Genomic DNA, 17,089 nt, shown 5'->3' with positions numbered 1-17,089 from the left:
CTTCCGATTCTGTCACGGAAGTTTCGCAATCACAGGGCGAATTGGCGCAGCTTCGCGCAGCACGGCTGCCGCATCCGGCGTCAGGTCCTCGCCATCTGCCTCGTGCCGACCCCCCGCGTGGATGACGAAAGGCGCCAGAAGCCGCAGCGGCGCGCGCGCGCCCTTGCGCGCCCAGAGGATCACCCGGCCGGCCTCGCGCCCCTCCCGCGCGGCCAGCGGCAGGATCGTCAGCGCCCCTGCGCGGCCGTGAAGGCCGTGGATCAGCCCGTCCAGCCGGTCCGCGCGCTGGATCACCGTCAGCCAGCCCTTCGGCTTCAGCCGGCGCAGGGCGGCGTCCAGCCAGGCGGCCAGCGGCGTCTCCTCGCTGCGGGCGGTGGCGCGGCCGCCGTCGGGCGCGGCGGTGCCGCCGAGAAAGAAGGGCGGGTTCATCAGGACATGATCGAAGCTGGCCCCCTTCAGCAGGGGCGGGGCAGCGGCAAGGTCGCCCTCGATCACGGTCAGCGGCAGGGCATTCGCCTCGGCGTTCCGGCGGGCGAGGGCGGCGTAGTCCGTCTGCCGCTCGAGCCCGGTCAGTCGCAGGCCCGCCACCCGTCGCGCGAGGCAGAGGCTGGCGACGCCGGCGCCGCAGCCAAGCTCGAGCACCGTCTCGCCGGCTGCGGCGGGGCAGGCGGCCGCCAGCATCACGGCATCGGCCCCGGCGCGGTAGCCGCGCGCGGGCTGGAAGATCCTGAGCCGGCCGCCGAGGAAGTCGTCGCAGGTCAGCTCAGTCGTCAAGTCCCGCGTCCCGCAGCAGCGCCCGGGCCATGAACAGGTCGCGATCCGCGACCATCACCCTGCGCGGCAGGATGCCGATGGAGCCCTCCAGCACGCTCATGTGCTGGTCCATCTGGAAGGGGACGATCCCCTCGGCCTCCAGCAGGCTGAGGGCGGCCGAGATGCGGACGGGGTCATTGCTGCGGAAAAGCTCTTTCATGGGGAAAAGGTATGCGGCGGTTGCAGATTTGTCGATGCCGTGGCAATGCGAGGTCCTGATCGAAAGGGATTGGGCATGACCGTGCAGGATCACCCCCGCAAGCCGCTGGACAGGCTCTCGGACGCGCTGGCGGACGAGATGGAGGCGGTGAACGCGCTGATCCGCGAGAAGATGGCCAGCGAGCACGCCCCCCGCATCCCCGAGGTCACCGCCCATCTGATCGAGGCCGGCGGCAAGCGCCTGCGCCCGATGCTGACGCTCGCCGCGGCGAAGATGCTGGACTACCCGGGTCCGTGGCACATCCACCTGGCCGCCACGGTCGAGTTCATCCACACGGCGACGCTCTTGCATGACGACGTGGTGGACGAAAGCCGCCAGCGGCGCGGTCGGCCGACGGCGAACCTGCTCTGGGACAACAAGTCCAGCGTGCTGGTGGGCGATTACCTCTTCGCGCGCAGCTTCCAGCTGATGGTCGCGCCGGGCAACCTGCGGACGCTGGAGATCCTGTCCAATGCCAGCGCCACCATCGCCGAGGGCGAGGTGCTGCAACTGACCGCCGCGCAGGATCTGGCGACGGACGAGCGGATCTACCTGCAGGTCGTGCGCGGCAAGACGGCGGCGCTGTTTTCGGCCGCGACCGAGGTCGGCGGGGTCATCGCGGGCGCGCCCGAGCCGCAGGTGCGGGCGCTGTTCGATTATGGCGACGCGCTCGGGATCGCGTTCCAGATCGTCGACGACCTGCTGGACTATGGCGGGGCGAGCGAGGCGATCGGCAAGAACGTAGGCGACGACTTCCGCGAGCGGAAGCTGACGCTGCCGGTCATCAAGGCGGTCGCCAAGGCCGACGGGGCCGAGCGCGCCTTCTGGTCGCGGGTGATCGAGGCCGGCGACCAGCGCGAGGGCGATCTGGAGGAGGCGCTGCGCCTGCTCTCCCGCCACGGCGCGATGGAGGCCGCCCGTAAGGACGCGCTGGCCCATGCCGCCCGCGCCCGCACCGCGCTGGAGGCGCTGCCGCCCCACCCGATCCGCGACATGCTGCGCGATCTCGCCGAGTTCGTGGTCAGCCGCGTCGCCTGAGGCGAGCATCTGCCGGACATGGGCGCCTTCGGGCGCCTTTTTCATGCGCCGATCAGGCAGAAGGGGCGGACCGTTTCCGGCCCGCCCCCTCTCCGGGAAGAGACTGTGCTGTGCGGCTTACTTGGCCTGCACGAAGTCGGGATAGGCCTCCATGCCCAGTTCGCTGATGTCGAGGCCGCTGATCTGCGCCTCGTCGCTGGCGCGGATGCCCATGGTGGCCTTCAGAATCGACCAGACGATGAAGCTGAGCACGAAGACGAAGGCGCCGATGGCGACGATGCCGATGAGCTGGTTGACATAGCTGGTGTCCGGGTTGGTCGCCGGCACGATCAGCGTGCCCCAGATGCCGGCAGCCAGGTGGACCGGGATGGCGCCGACCACGTCGTCGATCTTCAGCCGGTCCAGCAGCGGGACGGCGAAGATCACGATGGCCCCGCCCACGCCGCCGATCAGCACCGAGGCGAAGATCGAGGGGGTCAGCGGCTCGGCAGTGATCGACACGAGGCCCGCCAGCGCGCCGTTCAGCACCATGGTCAGGTCGACCTTGCTGTACATCACCTGGCTCAGGATCAGCGCGACCACAGCACCGGCCGAGGCGGCCATGTTGGTGTTCACGAAGATGCGGCTGACATCGGCCACGTCGTCGATGGTGCCCATCGCCAGCTGCGAGGCGCCGTTGAAGCCGAACCAGCCCATCCACAGGATGAAGGTGCCGAGCGTCGCCAGCGCCAGGTTGCTGCCCGGCATCGGCTGCATCCGCCCATCATTGCGATACTTGCCAAGCCGCGGGCCCAGCACGATGGCGCCCGCCAGGGCCGCGAAGCCGCCCGCCGCATGGACCAGGGTCGAGCCGGCGAAGTCGGAAAAGCCCATCTCGGACAGCCAGCCGCCGCCCCACTGCCAGCTGGCCTCGATCGGGTAGATGAAGCCGGTCAGCACGAAGGTGAACAGCAGGAAGGGCCACAGCTTGACGCGCTCGGCCAGGGTGCCCGAGACGATCGAGGCCGTGGTGGCGCAGAACATCAGCTGGAAGAAGAAGTCCGAGCCGACCGAATAGCTGTTCTCCAGATCGGCGCTGCCGACCGGATCGAGGGTGGCGAAGCTGAAGATCTCGCCCAGCCACAGGTTGATCGACCAGTCGGCCGGATACATGAGGTTGTAGCCCATGATCCAGTACATCAGGCCCGCGATGGCGAAGAGCGCGATGTTCTTGGTCAGCTGCACCGTCACGTTCTTCGAGCGCACGAGGCCGGCTTCCAGCATGGCGAAGCCCGCCGCCATCCAGAAGACCAGGATGCCGCCGATCAGGAAGAGCAGCGTGTCGAAGATATAGGCGGTCTCGGCCCCGACCGCCGAGGCGGCGGCGGTGGTTGTCTCGGGGTCGACGGGCAGGGCGGCCTCTTGCGCGGCTGCGGGCAACGCCAGAAGCGTCAGCGCCGCGACCAGGCCGGGAATCATCTGTTTCATCAGTCTTCACCTGTCTTCTGGTCGTGCGGCCGCGGGATCTGGCCGCCATCGCTGCTTTCATCCGCAAAAGCCCGGCCACTGCACAAGCGACGGGCGGTGCCGCTTCGGGTGGAAACCTGATCTGCCCGCGCTTCGGGCAATCCTGGGGTTGTCTGCCTGCCGCGGCGGCAATTCACGGATTGGTCAGCGCAATTCCATCGCAGGAATTCTTCCTGTATGCTCTGCCGCAACTATGGCCGGACCACACGGCCGGGCAGGAAAGCAGGCATGAAGAAACCCACCGGCACCCCAAGGCGCACGGGCGCAAGCCCCATCGCGGACAAACGCAGCTTCCGCGAGGCCGAGACGGAGGCCAAGCCCCGGAAGGTCAAGCGCCACACCGCCCGCCCCCCCCGGCGCGGCGGCATCCTCGGCTGGATCGTCGGCTTCATCGTGCTGATCTGGCGCATCGTCTGGGGCTCGATCTGGCGGCTGGCGATGGTGGTCGCGCTGATCATCGGCTCGGCCAGCGCCTATTTCTACGCCACCCTGCCCGAGGCCGAGGCGCTGTTCGACGGCCGCGCCCGCGGCTCGGTCACGATGCTGGACCGCGACGGCCGCGTCTTCGCCTGGCGCGGCGAGACCTTCGGCGCCGTCACCGCCGACCAGATCGCGCCCGTCCTGAAAGAGGCCGTGATCGCGACCGAGGACCGGCGCTTCTACCGCCATTTCGGCATCAGCCCGCGCGGCATCGCCAGCGCCATTAGCATCAACATGGCCGCCGGCCGCAGCCCGCTGGAAGGGCATGGCGGCTCGACCATCACGCAGCAGGTGGCCAAGCTTCTCTGCCTCGGCGAGACCTTCGATCCGACGCGCTTCGCCAACGAGGCCGAGTTCGAGGCCGACTGCCGCTCGGGCGGGATCTGGCGCAAGATCAAGGAAGTCCCCTACGCCTTCGCGATGGAGGCGAAGTACAGCAAGGACGACATCCTCAACATCTACATGAACCGCTCGTATCTGGGCGGCGGCGCGCGCGGCTTCGAGGCCGCCAGCCAGCGCTACTTCAACAAGCCGGCCAGCCAGGTGAACGCCTCGGAATCGGCGATGCTGGCCGGGCTGCTGCGGGCGCCCAGCTACTATGCGCCCACTGCCAACCTCCAGCGCAGCCAGGAGCGGGCGAACGTCATCCTCGGCCTGATGGGCGAGGAGGGCTACCTGTCCGACCAGGAGGTCGCGCAGGCGCGGGCCGCGCCGGCGACGCTGTCGCAGGCCGCCGCGGCGCGGGCGGGCGGCTATTTCGCGGACTGGGTGATGGAATCGGGGCCGGGCTTCCTGACCTCGGAGACGACCGAGGACGTGACGATCACCACCACCTTCGACCAGCGCATCCAGCGCGCGGCCGAGCGGGCGCTGCAGCGGATCTATGACGAGAAGGTCAAGGACGGCTCGACGGCGCAGGCCGCGGTCGTGATCATGTCCGCGGACGGCGCCGTCCGGGCGATGATCGGCGGGCTCGACAACCGCGCGCAGGGCACGTTCAACCGCGCCACGCAGGCCAAGCGGCAGACCGGGTCCAGCTTCAAGCCCTTCGTCTACGCCGCGGCGCTGGATGCGGGCTATTCGCCGTCGGACACGGTGCAGGACGCGCCGCTGACGATCCGCATTCCCGGCGGGCGCAGCTGGTCGCCGCAGAACTACACCCGCAACTATCGCGGCGCGGTGACGCTGACGACATCGCTGGCGCAGTCGCTGAACACCTCGACCATCCGCCTGCAGGAGGTCGTGGGCCGCGACCAGGTGATCCGGGTGGCGCAGGGCTTCGGGATCGTCAGCAACCTGACCACCAGCCCCTCGCTCGGGCTCGGCGCCTCCGAGGCGACGCTGCTGGAGCTGACGGGCGCCTATGCCGGCATCCGCAACGGCGGCACCTCGGTCGCGCCCTACGGCGTCGTGCAGCTGAACATGCGCGGGGACGAGCGCCCGCTGATGGGCCAGACGGGCGGGCTTGGCCAGCGCGTCATCAGCCAGCGCGCGGCCGGGCAGCTGATCTACATGATGCAGCAGGTGATCCAGTCGGGCACGGGCACGCGGGCAAGGCTGGGCGACCGGCCGGTGGCGGGCAAGACCGGCACGACCAGCAGCTATCGCGACGCCTGGTTCGTAGGCTTCACCGAGCAGTACGTGACCGGCGTGTGGATGGGCTATGACGACAACACGCCCCTCTCCGGTGTGACCGGCGGCGGACTTCCGGCCGAGATCTGGCAGGCGGTCATGTCCGAGATCCATGACGGGCTGCCCGAGCTGCCGCTGTCCACCGTCTCTCCCGATGGCAGCGGGATCATCATGTCGCAGGGCGATTCGACGCCGCGCGTGGTGACCTCGGGTTCGGCCGACGATCCGCTGGCGGCGGCGCTGGCCGGCGTAATGAACACGATCGAGGCGGAGCGGACCGGGCGGCAGATCGTCGCGCCGACCGAGATCACCGGCGGGGCGCCGCAGACGCCGGGCGCGTCGGTGGGGGCGGATTCGGACGACGCCCTCAGCCGGGCGTTGCAGGGGATCCTGGGCGGGAACTGACGTTCCCGCCGGACGCCGGGGGGCCAGCCCCCCGGACCCCCCGGGATATTTCCACACAGAAGATGAAGGGCGCGGCTTTCGGGCGGCGCCCTCAGGCGTCCGGGCCGATGAGCTCGCGCATGAGGGTCATCGAGGCCTCCGAGTCCCATTCGGCGTCGCCCATGTAGCGGGCAAGCTCGTTCCCCTCGCGGTCGATGAGGACGGTGACGGGTAGGCCCACCACGGCCATGTCGCGGGCGAGCTGCTGGCGCGGGTCGAGGAGGACGGGCAGGTGCGCGACGCCGGTCTCGGCGAAGAAGTCGTCGATGCGCTCAACCGCGTTGCGGCCGGTGGCGATGGTGACGACCTCGAAATCCTCGCCGCCGAGTTCGGCTTGGAGGTTGTCGAGGGCCGGCATCTCCTCGCGGCAGGGGGCGCACCAGGTGGCCCAGAAGTTCAGCAGCACGATCTTGCCGCGCCAGTCGGCAAGGCTGTGCTCGGCGCCGTCGCGGTCGGTGAAGATGACGGCGCTAACGGGGGCCGGGGTCTCGGCGACGACCAGCTTGTCGAGCCCGCCCGCCCGCGCCGCCTGCCAGTCGGGTTCGGCCGCTGCGGCGGTGTTTGCACCGATAACGAGGGCCGTATAAAGCAGGGCGGAACGCAGCATCGAGACCTCCGAAGGACTTTTTCCATGACCGACCGGCCCCAGACCTCTGCCAACAGCATGTGGGGCGGGCGCTTCGCCGCCGGGCCGGATGCCATCATGGAGGCGATCAACGCCTCGATCGGCTTCGACCGGCGGCTCTACGCCCAGGACATCCGGGGCAGCCGGGCCCATGCCGCCATGCTGGCGAGCGCGGGCATCATCAGCGATAGCGATGCGGCGGCCATCGGGGAAGGCCTGCTCACCGTCTTGTCAGAGATCGAGGCCGGGGATTTCCCGTTCCGCAGCGATCTGGAGGACATCCACATGAACGTGGAGGCCCGCCTGAAGGAGATCATCGGCGAGCCGGCGGGGCGGCTGCATACGGGCCGGTCGCGCAATGACCAGGTGGCGACGGATTTCCGGCTATGGGTGCGCGACCAGTGCGACGCGGCCGTCGAGGCGCTGGGCGCGCTGATCCGGGCGGCGCTCGGCCAGGCCGAGGCAGGGGCGGATTGGGTCATGCCTGGCTTCACCCACCTGCAGACCGCGCAGCCGGTAACCTGGGGCCATCACATGATGGCCTATGTCGAGATGTTCGGGCGCGATCTGTCGCGGTTTCAGGACGCGCGCAAGCGGATGAACGAATCGCCTCTGGGCGCGGCGGCGCTGGCGGGGACGGGCTATCCGATCGACCGCGAGATGACGGCGCGCGAGCTGGGGTTCGAGCGGCCGATGGCGAACAGCCTCGATGCGGTCAGCGACCGGGACTTCGCGCTGGAGTTCCTGTCGGCCGCCAGCATCTGCGCGGTCCACCTGTCGCGGCTGGCCGAGGAGCTGGTGATCTGGTCCTCGGCGCAGTTCCGCTTTGTTTCGATGTCCGACAAGTGGTCGACCGGCTCCTCGATCATGCCGCAGAAGCGCAATCCGGATGCGGCCGAGCTGATCCGCGCCAAGATCGGGCGCATCCTGGGCGCGACCGTGGCCCTGTTCACGGTGATGAAGGGACTGCCGCTCGCCTATTCGAAGGACATGCAGGAGGACAAGGAGCAGGTCTTTGACGCCGCCGACAGCCTGATGCTGGCGCTGGCCGCGATGGCCGGGATGCTGTCCGACCTGACCGCCAACCGCGAGAAGCTGGAGGCGGCGGCCTCGGCGGGCTTTTCCACCGCGACGGATCTTGCCGACTGGCTGGTGCGCGAGCTGGGCCTGCCGTTCCGCGACGCCCACCATGTCACCGGCAGCCTCGTGGCGCTGGCCGAGGGGCGGGGAGTCGATCTGCCGGACCTGAGCCTTGCGGACATGCAGGGCGTTCACGCCGGCATCACCGAGGATGTGTTCGGGGTGCTGGGCGTTCACAACTCGGTCGCCTCGCGGCAGAGCTATGGCGGCACGGCCCCCGTGCAGGTGCGCGCGCAGATCGCGCGCTGGAAGGAGAAGCTGGCATGAGGAATGTCGCGGTTCTGGTGGTCGTCCTTGTCGTCGTGGTGCTGCTGCTGAACGGCTGCGGCGTGGACGGCGCGCCCGAGCGGCCCGGCGCCCCCGCGGCCGGGCTCAGCCTCAGCGGACATGCCGTCGTCGGCGTGCAGACCGGGCTCTGATGGATCATTTCCTCTACCAAGACGGCGAGCTTTTCGCCGAGGACGTACCGCTTTCCTGCATCGCGCGGCAGGTCGGCTCGCCCGTCTATGTCTATTCGGCGGCGACCCTGAGGCGGCATTTCGGCCTCTTCCGGCAGGCGCTGGACTGGACCGAGCATCTGGTCTGCTTCGCCGTGAAGTCGAACAGCAATCTCGCGGTGCTGAAGCTGATGGGCGATCTGGGCGCGGGGATGGATGTCGTCTCGGGCGGGGAATACCGGCGCGCCAAGGCGGCCGGGGTGCCGGGCGAGCGGATCGTCTTCTCGGGCGTCGGCAAGACGGTGGCCGAGATGCGGCTAGCCATCGAAGGCGGCATCCGGCAGTTCAACATCGAGAGCGAGCCCGAGATGCGGGCCCTGTCGGCACTGGCCGCCTCGATGGGTGCCGAGGTGCCGGTGGCGATCCGGGTGAACCCGGATGTGGATGCCAAGACCCACGAGAAGATCGCCACGGGCAAGGCCGAGAACAAGTTCGGCATCCCGATCTCGCGCGCGGTGGAGGTCTATGCCGAGGCCGCACGCCTGCCGGGGCTGAAGGTGGTCGGGATCGACGTGCATATCGGCAGCCAGCTGACCGACCTCGCGCCCTTCCGCGCGGCCTATGCCAAGGTCGCCGAGCTGACCGGCGTGCTGCGCGCCAAGGGGCATGCGATCACCCGGCTGGATCTTGGGGGCGGCCTCGGCATCCCCTACCGGCGCGACAACAACGCCCCTCCGCTGCCGATCGAATATGGCGCGGTGATCCGCGAGACGGTCGGGCACCTCGGCTGCGAGATCGAGATCGAGCCGGGGCGCAACATCGTCGGCAATGCCGGGGTGCTGGTCTCCGAGGTGATCTACGTCAAGCGCGGCGAGGACCGGGACTTCCTGATCGTGGACGCGGCGATGAACGACCTGCTGCGCCCGGCGATGTACGGCGCGCACCACGACATCGTCCCGCTGGTCGAGGCGGCTCCCGGGGCGGCGGTGCAGCCCTACGACGTGGTCGGGCCGGTCTGCGAATCGGGTGACACCTTCCAGAAGGGCGCCGAGCTGCCCGGAATGGCGGCAGGCGACCTCATCGCCTTCCGCTCGGCCGGGGCCTATGGCGCGGTGATGGCCTCGGAGTACAATTCGCGGCCATTGGTGCCCGAGGTGCTGGTCGAGGGCGATCACTTCGCCGTCATCCGTGCACGCCCGACATTTGAGGAAATGCTGGGGCGCGATAGCATCCCCGCATGGTTGTGACCGCAGCGCGCGATGCGACGGCAGGACCGGGGGCCTCGGGCCCCCGGACCCCCGAGGATATTTTTCCACAGGAGAGAGTGGCACGGGCGCTGCGGCTGACGCGGTGGGGGCTGCTGTGGGAGCGGGGGGCACGGGCCTTCTGGCCGCTGGCGACGCTGCTCTGCGCGGGATTCGCCGTGCTGTGGCTGGGGCTTGCGGCGGCGCTGCCGCCGGCGGCGCTGCCTTGGGCGGCGGGGTTGTGGCTGCTGGCCGTGGTGCTTGCCGCGGGCTGGGGCGGCTGGCGCTTCCGGCGGGTGCGGGCCGCGGAGGTCGTGCTGCGCCTGGACCGGACGCTGCCGGGCCGGCCCCTGACCGCGCTGGCGGATCGCGCGGCGATCGGCGGCGAGGGGGCGCTGTGGCAGGCGCATCTGGCGCAGATGGCGCGGGCGGCCGAGGCGGCGCGCGCGGTGCCGGGACGGGCCGATCTGGCGCCGCGCGATCCCTATGCGCTGCGGCTGGCCGGGATGGTGGCGCTGGTCATGGCGCTGATCTTCGGCGGGCCGGGGCAGATGGGGCAGGGCATCCAGGCCATCGCGGCGACGGTGGCGCCTCCGGGCGGGGGCGTGGCGCTGCCCTCGGGGCCGAGCTGGGAGGGCTGGGCCGAGCCGCCCGCCTATACCCGGCGGCCGACGATCTATCTCAACGCCTGGCCCGAGGGCGAGGCGCTGGTGCTTCCCAAGGGAACGGTCGTGTCCTTCCGCCTTTATGGCGGCGGCGAGGTTTCGCAGGACATCGGGCCCGCGCAGTCGGAGGACGCGCTGGCGCCGCGCTTCCGGGCGGAGGTGGACGGGCTCATCGAGGTCACCGGCCGGCGCTTCGACGTGACCGTGCTGGCCGACCTGCCGCCGGCGATCCGCGCGGGGGCGGCGCCGACGCGGCGGGCCGACGGCCGGATGATGCAGGATTTCAGTGCCACCGACGATTTCGGCGTCAGCCATGCCGATGCGGTGATCGCGCTGGACTTGGCGGCGGTGGATCGCCGCAACGGCCTTGCGACCAGCCCCGAGCCGCGCGAGGCGATCGAGCTGGCGCTGCCCATGCCGCGCGGCGACCGGCGCGAGGTACAGGGCCAGTTGGTCGAGGACCTCGCCCAGCACCCCTGGGCCAACCTGCCGGTCACCCTGACCTTGCGCGCGGTCGACGGGATCGAGCAGGTCGGCGAGGTCGCGCCCATGCGGCTCGAGCTGCCGGGGCGGCGCTTCTTCAACCCGCTTGCCTCGGCGCTGATCGAGATGCGGCGCGATCTTCTGTGGTCGCGCGGCAATGCCGGCCGCAGCGCCGAGATCCTGCGCGCGCTGACTTGGCAGCCCGAGGGCTTCGTCGCGGACGATCTCTATGCCGATCTGCGCGGCGCGGTGGGCGTGCTGGAGGGGGACGCCTTCAGCCCCGAGGCGCGGGACCGGCTGGCCGCGGCGCTGTGGGAGGCGGCGGTGCAGCTGGAGGATGGCGGCCTCGCCGACGCGCTGGCGCGGATGCGCGAGGCGCAGGAGAAGCTGTCCGAGGCGATCCGCAACGGCGCCAGCCCCGACGAGATCCAGCGCCTGATGGACGAGCTGCGCGAGGCGACCGACGCCTACACGCAGATGCTGGCCGAGCAGGCCGAGCAGCGGGACGGCACCGACCAGCCCGACCGTGGCGGTCAGCAGGGCCAGCAGATCACGGGCGATCAGATCCAGCAGATGATGGACGAGATCCAGCGCCTGATGAACGAGGGCCGCATGGCCGAGGCGCAGGCCCTGCTGGAGCAGTTCAACCGGATGATGGAGAACCTTCAGGTCCAGCAGGGCGAGGGCGGCGAGGGCAGCGGGCAGGGCAGCCAGCCGATGAACCGCCTGGCCGACACGCTGCGCGAGCAGCAGCGCCTGTCGGACGAGGCCTTCCGCGACATGCAGCGCCAATTCGGCGAGGGCGGTCAGGGCGGCGAGTCGGGCGATGCGCCCTCGGGCGAGGAGCTGGCCGAGCGGCAGCGCGAGCTGCGCGAGGATCTGGGGCGCCAGCAGGGCCTGTTGCCGGGGCAGGGCTCGGAGCAGGGCGATCGCGCGCGGCGCCAGCTGGACGAGGCGGGCCGCGCCATGCAGGACGCCGAGGACGCGCTGCGCCGGGGCGACGGCAGCGAGGCGCTGCAGCGGCAGGCCGACGCGATCCAGTCCATGCGCGAGGGGATGCGCGCGCTCGGCGAGATGCTGTCCGGCGAGGGCGAGGGCCAGCAGCAGGCGGGCGAGGGCGAGGGGCAGGATGGCCAGCAGCCGGGCGAGCAGCCGGGGCAGGGCGGGCCGGGCGGCGGCGAGACGGCCTTCGACGGCCGCTCGATGTTGGATCCTTTGGGCCGGCAGCGTCCGGGCAACGGCAACATGATCACCGGGGGCGACCCGCTGGCCGAGGGACTGGACCCCGCGCAGCGCGCGCGCGACCTTCTGGACGAGATCCGGCGCCGCAGCGGCCAGCAGGAGCGGCCGCGGGCCGAGCGGGATTACCTCGGCCGGCTGCTCGACCGGTTCTAGGCGCTCAGCCGGGCCGCGCGCCCGTCTGGTCCTGAAGCCACAGCCGTCCGCGATCGACCTCGTGCCGCAGCTCCATCAGGCGCTGGCCGATCGGGCCTCCGTTCTGCGCGAGGTTCGGGGCCAGCAGATACAGCGCCAGCGCCGCAGCGCCCAGCATCACCGCAAGTCCGAAGCCGGTGCGCTGCGCATCCGGCCGCGCGCGCGGCCGCGGCTCGGCAGGACCAGCATTGGCTGGACCTCCATAGGCAGGGCTGCGAGGCGCCTCGGCCGCGACGCTGACGGGCGGCGCGGCGTGCCGGATCACCGGCGCCGCGGCCGGAGGGGCGGGCGGCGCCGCCTCAAGGGCTTGCTCCGGGCGCGGCGCGGGACGGGCGCGCGTCGCGGGCTGAGGGTTTGCGTGCTGCGGGCCGGTGATCAGCTCGCGCGTGCCGCCGGCGGGCATCGTGACGGTGGTCGCCGGCCAGTCCGGCTCGGCTTCGGCCGCGGCGCCGCTCTCGGCCTCGGCGGCCGGGGCGGCGACCGGTGGCTGCCGGCCCTGCGCCTCGGCCTCGGCCGCGCGGAGGCGGCGCTCGTGCTCGACCTCGCCGCGCAGGATGTCGAGAACGCTGCTGGGCAGGCGCGCCGCGGCGGGCGGGATCGGGCGCAGCTGCTCGCGCGCGCCGTCCCTCGCCGGTTCGGCGCGGGGTGCGGCGAAATCACCCAGGTCCAGCGGCGCCGGCTGCGGCGGGCGGGCCTGCCACAGATGCCCGCAGGCGCTGCACTCGACCTCGCGGCCGGTCGGGGGGATGGCGTCGGATGGCAGGCGGTATTCCGCGGCGCAGCCGGGACAGATCAACCTAATTTCAGCCATGCCGACCCTCGTAATCGCCTCCCGGCTGTTCTATCAAGCGCGGGGCCGGCTTCCAAGATGTCCGGCGGGCGGGCCGCGGCAGAATGGCCCCAGAGAATGAGGTGGCGCGTGATCGAGATGCGGGATGTCGGGTTCGGCTATCAGGGCGGGGCCCCGCTGCTGTCGAACATGACGCTCAGCCTTCAGCCGGGGATGTTCCATTTCCTGACGGGTCCCTCGGGCTCGGGCAAGACGACGCTTCTGCGCCTGTGCTATGCCGACCTTATCCCCACCAGCGGGCAGATGGGCGCCTTCGGGCAGGACCTGCGCGGGCTGGACCGGGACGGGATCGCCGCGCTCAGGCGGCGGATCGGCGTCGTCCACCAGGACCCGCAATTCCTCGACCACCTGCCTCTGGCCGAGAACGTGGCCCTGCCGCTCAGCGTGGCGGGCGAGCCGGTGGACATGGACGCGCTGCGCGACCTTCTGGGCTGGGTGCAGCTGGCCGGCCATGCGCGCGCCCTGCCGCCCTCGCTTTCGGGCGGCGAGCGGCAGCGGGCGGCGCTGGCGCGGGCGGTGATCCTGTCGCCGGACCTTGTCCTGGCGGACGAGCCGACGGGCAATCTGGACTGGGAGATGTCGATGCGGCTCATGCAGCTGCTGATCGAGCTGAACAAATCGGGCAAGACCGTACTGGTCGCGACCCATGACCTGAACCTGATCCGCGCGACCAAGGCGCAGGTCTCGGCGCGCGTGCTGCGGATCTCGGGCGGCACGCTGCATCTGGCGGGGGCGGACCTGTGAGGCGGGATCTGAAGGGGCTGAACCTCCGCGCGCTCTGGCGCGGGCTGGTGAATGGGGGCGAGGGCGGCAAGGGCGACCGGATCGTGCCGCCTACCGGCTTCACGGCGCAACTGACGCTGTTCTCGGCGGCGGCGATGGCATTCCTCGCGGTCTTCGCGCTGGCGCTGGCGCTGGCGACGGGACGGCTGGCGGACCGCTGGTCGCAGGAGCTGGCCGGCAGCGTCACCGTGCGCGTCAGCGCCGCCGCGGCCGAGCAGGAGGCGCGGGTGCAATCGGCGCTGAGCGTGCTCGATCAGACGCCGGGCGCCGGCGCGCCCCGCCGGCTGCCGCAGGACGAGGTGGCGGCCCTTCTCGAGCCGTGGTTCGGGCCGGACATGCCGGTCGACGCGCTGCCGGTGCCCGCGCTGATCGAGCTGCCGGTCACGGGGCGCGACTTCGACACCGAGGGCCTGCGCCTCAGGCTGGAGACCGAGGCCCCCGGCGCGGTGCTGGACGATCACAGCGCCTGGCGACGGCCGCTGGTCTCGGCAGCGCAGCGGCTGCGCTTTCTCGGGATCGTCTCGCTGCTGCTGATCGGGGCCGCCTCGGCGGCGATGATCACGCTTGCGGCCAAGGCGGCGCTGGCGGCGAACGGGCAGGTCATTCGAGTGCTGCGCCTGATCGGGGCGCGCGACATCACCATCGCCACGGCCTTCGTGCGCCGCTTCACGCGCCGCGCCGCCATCGGCTCGACCATCGGGACGCTGGCCGGCATGGCGGGCATCGCGCTCCTGCCGGACGCAACCGCCGCCGGCGGCTTCCTGACCGGCCTCGGCTTCCAGGGCTGGGGCTGGCTGCTGCCGCTGCTGATCCCGTTCATCGCCGCGGGTGTCGGCTTCGTCGCCACGCGATGGGCGGCGCTGAAGATGCTGGGCGCGGTCAGATGAGCCGGGCGTCGCAGAGCCCGCGGCCGGGCGCGCTCGGGCCGTGGCAATATGTGCAGAACGCGCTCTTCTACATCCATGTCGCGCTGGCGACGCTGGTGATGGGCCTCGGCGGCATTCCCTTGGTCATCCGCCACGGGCGGGCCGGAGCCAACCGGGTCGCGACGCGCTGGATCGGCTACATGATCTGGGCCGCGCGGCTGCACCTGGGCATCACCTGCGAGGTGCGCGGCACGCCGCCGACCGGCGACTGCATCGTGGCCGCCAAGCACCAGAGCTTCTGGGACATCCTGGTGATCGCCCATGCCGTCCCCCGCCGCGCCTTCATCATGAAGCGCGAGGTGATGCGCGTGCCGATCATGGGCTGGTACGCGCGCAAGGTCGGCTGCATCCCGATCGACCGGGGCAGGGGCCGCGACGCCCTCGCCGTCATGAGCGCCGAGATCAACCAGCGCCTCGCCACGGACGGGCTCGGCCAGCTCATCATCTACCCCGAGGGCACGCGGACCCTGCCGGGCCAGCGCCGCCCCTACAAGCACGGCGTCGCGACGATCCGCGCGGCCACCGGCCTGTCGGTGGTCCCGGTCGCGGTCAACGCGGGCATGTTCTGGCCGAAGAAGGGCTGGGGAATCCGCCCCGGCCGCGCGGTGGTCGAGTTCCTGCCGCCCATCGGGCCGGACCTGCCGGCCGAGGCCTTCATGCCCCGCCTCGAGGCCGAGATCGAGACCGAGAGCGACCGCCTCATGGCCGAGGCCGGCCTGATGCTGCCGCGGCCGGACAGCGCCATGGCCTGACCTGCTTTGGTCCGCAAATATCCCGCAGGGGGGTGCGGGGGGACGCGACGTCCCCCCGCGGCCGCGGGACGCAAGATCAGCGCAGCTCGTAGTAGCGCGGCACATGCGGCGGCGCGGGCGGAAGGCCGATGTCGCGCCGCATGTGCGGGCTGAGATGGTAGGGATCGGGCGGCCTCGGCCGCCGCCGCCGTGGCAGCAGCAGCGCCCGGATCAGGGCCCATGTGACCGAGGCCCGTCCATGACGCAGGATCAGGCGGTGGATGTCCGGGCGCGGCTCTCTGGCCCGCGGATGCGCATGTGCGATCATCGTGCTCTCCATGACGGCCGGGCATCGCCCGAGCGGTCGGATACTGGCTTTCAGGAAAATGACGGCACGAGGGATCACCCGCCGGTGGCGGTGGTCCTTGTCATGTCATCGGTCGGATTTGCCCGTCAGGCGGTCTGCGGCGTCTGATTGGCGCGGCGTCGCTGATCGCGTCGCGAGGCGAAGGTGGCGTTCATGCTGTTCATGCGGCCCCTCCTTTCGCGAAGACGTGTCGGGCAGGCGGGATGATGGACGAGCCGCGGCGAGATCCGCAAGCCGTCCTGCGACATCGCGTCGCAGAGCGAGGCGCCCTGTGGCCGGCGGGCCACAGGTGAGGGTCATCGATTGCGGCGGGACGGCCTCAGGCCGCCAGCGAATGCGCGCCCATCGCGAGGAACTTCTGCCGGCGGTCGCGGACCAGTTCGGCCGGCGACATCGAGGCCAGCTCGTCCAGCATGGCGGCGATCTCTTCGCCGACGGCCGCGATGGCGGCGGCCGGCTCGCGCTGCGCGCCGCCGACGGGCTCGTCCACGATGCGATCCACGACGCCCAGCTTGTGCAGGTCCTGCGCCGTCAGGCGCAGCGCCTCGGCCGCGTCGCGCATCCGGTCGGCGTCCTTCCACAGGATCGAGGCGCAGCCCTCGGGCGAGATCACCGAGTAGATCGAATGCTCCAGCATCGCGATGCGGTTGGCGCTGGCAAAGGCCACGGCCCCGCCCGAGCCGCCCTCGCCGATGATGACGCTGACCAGCGGCACCCCGATCTCGAGGCATTTCATCGTGCAGCGGGCGATGGCTTCGGACTGCCCGCGCTCTTCGGCGCCCTTGCCGGGATAGGCGCCGGGCGTGTCGACCAGCGTGACGACCGGCAGCTTGAAGCGGTGCGCCATGTCCATCAGGCGGATCGCCTTGCGATAGCCCTCGGGGCGGGCCATGCCGAAATTGTGGTGGATGCGCGAGCGGGTGTCGTTGCCCTTCTCATGCCCGATCACGACGCAGGGCGCGTTGTTGAACCGCGCCAGCCCCCCCATCACCGCATGGTCGTCGCCAAAGGCGCGATCGCCCGCCAGGGGCGTGTATTCGGTAAAAAGCGCCTCGATATAGTCGCGGCAATGCGGCCGGTCGGGATGGCGGGCGACTTGCGTCTTCCGCCAGGGGTCGAGCGTCCGGTAGAGCTCGTCCAGCAGCTCGCGGCCCTTGCGGTCCAGCGCCTCGGCCTCTTTCTCGACATCGACGGCCCCCTCGCCCTTGCGGGCCATGGCGCGAAGTTCCTCGGCCTTGCCCTCGATGTCGGCGAGCGGTTTTTCGAAATCCAGATAGACCATGCGGCATGCC

16 protein-coding genes are annotated in these 17,089 nt (G+C 71.0%); 9 read left to right on the top strand and 7 right to left on the bottom strand.

The features are described from left to right. Positions 1–12 precede the first annotated feature (12 nt). Together BLP73_RS08325 and BLP73_RS08320 are read right to left on the bottom strand one after the other, a co-directional pair. Positions 13–774 carry a tRNA1(Val) (adenine(37)-N6)-methyltransferase gene (locus BLP73_RS08325; RefSeq protein WP_245686602.1) on the bottom strand — a complete coding sequence of 254 codons (762 nt, stop codon included), beginning with the start codon at positions 772–774 and terminating at the stop codon, positions 13–15. After that, positions 764–973: a putative signal transducing protein gene (locus tag BLP73_RS08320; protein ID WP_090743063.1), complete on the bottom strand. Its 210-nt coding sequence runs from the start codon at positions 971–973 to the stop codon at positions 764–766. Before BLP73_RS08320 ends, BLP73_RS08325 begins: the two co-directional genes overlap by 11 nt. Positions 974–1,048: 75 nt before the next feature. Here BLP73_RS08320 and BLP73_RS08315 point away from each other — a divergent pair, with 75 nt between their 5' ends. Next, on the top strand, positions 1,049–2,050 hold the full coding sequence (locus tag BLP73_RS08315) for a polyprenyl synthetase family protein (protein WP_090742448.1): 1,002 nt from the start codon (positions 1,049–1,051) through the stop codon (positions 2,048–2,050). 117 nt (positions 2,051–2,167) lie between these two features. On the opposite strand, the gene BLP73_RS08310 is transcribed toward BLP73_RS08315, so the two are convergent. After that, positions 2,168–3,517, bottom strand: a complete 1,350-nt coding sequence (locus BLP73_RS08310; RefSeq protein ID WP_090742445.1) for an ammonium transporter — start codon at positions 3,515–3,517, stop codon at positions 2,168–2,170. Positions 3,518–3,784: 267 nt separating this feature from the next. On the opposite strand from BLP73_RS08310, the gene BLP73_RS08305 reads away from it, so the two are divergent. Next, the gene (locus BLP73_RS08305) at positions 3,785–6,073 is read left to right on the top strand and encodes a transglycosylase domain-containing protein (RefSeq protein ID WP_090742443.1); all 2,289 of its coding nucleotides are present in this window, start codon (positions 3,785–3,787) and stop codon (positions 6,071–6,073) included. Between the two features lie 91 nt (positions 6,074–6,164). On the opposite strand, the gene BLP73_RS08300 is transcribed toward BLP73_RS08305, so the two are convergent. Continuing rightward, positions 6,165–6,719, bottom strand: coding sequence for a TlpA disulfide reductase family protein (locus tag BLP73_RS08300; protein WP_090742439.1), 555 nt, complete (start codon positions 6,717–6,719; stop codon positions 6,165–6,167). A gap of 24 nt (positions 6,720–6,743) precedes the next feature. Here BLP73_RS08300 and argH point away from each other — a divergent pair, with 24 nt between their 5' ends. The 4 genes from argH to BLP73_RS08285 all read left to right on the top strand — a co-directional run bounded on the left by argH (position 6,744) and on the right by BLP73_RS08285 (position 12,101). After that, complete coding sequence (gene argH / locus BLP73_RS08295; protein ID WP_090742436.1) at positions 6,744–8,144, top strand: argininosuccinate lyase; 1,401 nt, start codon at positions 6,744–6,746, stop codon at positions 8,142–8,144. Continuing rightward, the gene (locus tag BLP73_RS19355; RefSeq protein ID WP_175453279.1) at positions 8,141–8,296 is read left to right on the top strand and encodes a hypothetical protein; all 156 of its coding nucleotides are present in this window, start codon (positions 8,141–8,143) and stop codon (positions 8,294–8,296) included. The genes argH and BLP73_RS19355 overlap by 4 nt, the downstream gene beginning before the upstream one ends. Further along, on the top strand, positions 8,296–9,561 hold the full coding sequence (gene lysA, locus BLP73_RS08290; RefSeq protein WP_090742432.1) for a diaminopimelate decarboxylase: 1,266 nt from the start codon (positions 8,296–8,298) through the stop codon (positions 9,559–9,561). The genes BLP73_RS19355 and lysA overlap by 1 nt, the downstream gene beginning before the upstream one ends. Before the next feature lie 77 nt (positions 9,562–9,638). Further along, on the top strand, positions 9,639–12,101 hold the full coding sequence (locus BLP73_RS08285) for a DUF4175 domain-containing protein (protein WP_245686601.1): 2,463 nt from the start codon (positions 9,639–9,641) through the stop codon (positions 12,099–12,101). A gap of 4 nt (positions 12,102–12,105) precedes the next feature. Here BLP73_RS08285 and BLP73_RS08280 read toward each other — a convergent pair whose 3' ends face one another. Further along, positions 12,106–12,951 carry a zinc-ribbon domain-containing protein gene (locus BLP73_RS08280; RefSeq protein ID WP_090742426.1) on the bottom strand — a complete coding sequence of 282 codons (846 nt, stop codon included), beginning with the start codon at positions 12,949–12,951 and terminating at the stop codon, positions 12,106–12,108. A 108-nt stretch (positions 12,952–13,059) separates the two neighbouring features. Between BLP73_RS08280 and BLP73_RS08275 the strand changes: the two genes are divergently transcribed. The 3 genes from BLP73_RS08275 to BLP73_RS08265 are packed head-to-tail and all read left to right on the top strand — an operon-like array spanning position 13,060 to position 15,451. Further along, a complete protein-coding gene (locus BLP73_RS08275) occupies positions 13,060–13,734 on the top strand; it encodes a cell division ATP-binding protein FtsE (RefSeq protein ID WP_090742423.1) in 675 nt (224 codons plus the stop codon). A 44-nt stretch (positions 13,735–13,778) separates the two neighbouring features. After that, the gene (locus BLP73_RS08270) at positions 13,779–14,660 is read left to right on the top strand and encodes a cell division protein FtsX (RefSeq protein ID WP_175453294.1); all 882 of its coding nucleotides are present in this window, start codon (positions 13,779–13,781) and stop codon (positions 14,658–14,660) included. Then, positions 14,657–15,451 carry a lysophospholipid acyltransferase family protein gene (locus BLP73_RS08265; RefSeq protein WP_090742420.1) on the top strand — a complete coding sequence of 265 codons (795 nt, stop codon included), beginning with the start codon at positions 14,657–14,659 and terminating at the stop codon, positions 15,449–15,451. Before BLP73_RS08270 ends, BLP73_RS08265 begins: the two co-directional genes overlap by 4 nt. A gap of 76 nt (positions 15,452–15,527) precedes the next feature. On the opposite strand, the gene BLP73_RS08260 is transcribed toward BLP73_RS08265, so the two are convergent. Both BLP73_RS08260 and BLP73_RS08250 read right to left on the bottom strand, forming a co-directional pair. Further along, positions 15,528–15,758 (bottom strand): hypothetical protein, encoded by a 231-nt coding sequence (locus tag BLP73_RS08260; protein WP_139165918.1) that lies wholly within the window; start codon positions 15,756–15,758, stop codon positions 15,528–15,530. A 358-nt stretch (positions 15,759–16,116) separates the two neighbouring features. Continuing rightward, positions 16,117–17,079, bottom strand: a complete 963-nt coding sequence (locus BLP73_RS08250) for an acetyl-CoA carboxylase carboxyltransferase subunit alpha (protein ID WP_090742411.1) — start codon at positions 17,077–17,079, stop codon at positions 16,117–16,119. Between the last annotated feature and the right edge of the window lie 10 nt (positions 17,080–17,089).

The sequence above is a fragment of the Paracoccus tibetensis genome, assembly GCF_900102505.1.
Lineage (GTDB): Bacteria > Pseudomonadota > Alphaproteobacteria > Rhodobacterales > Rhodobacteraceae > Paracoccus > Paracoccus tibetensis.
Note: the sequence above shows the minus strand (reverse complement) of the source record. Positions and strands in the feature narration are given on the sequence as shown.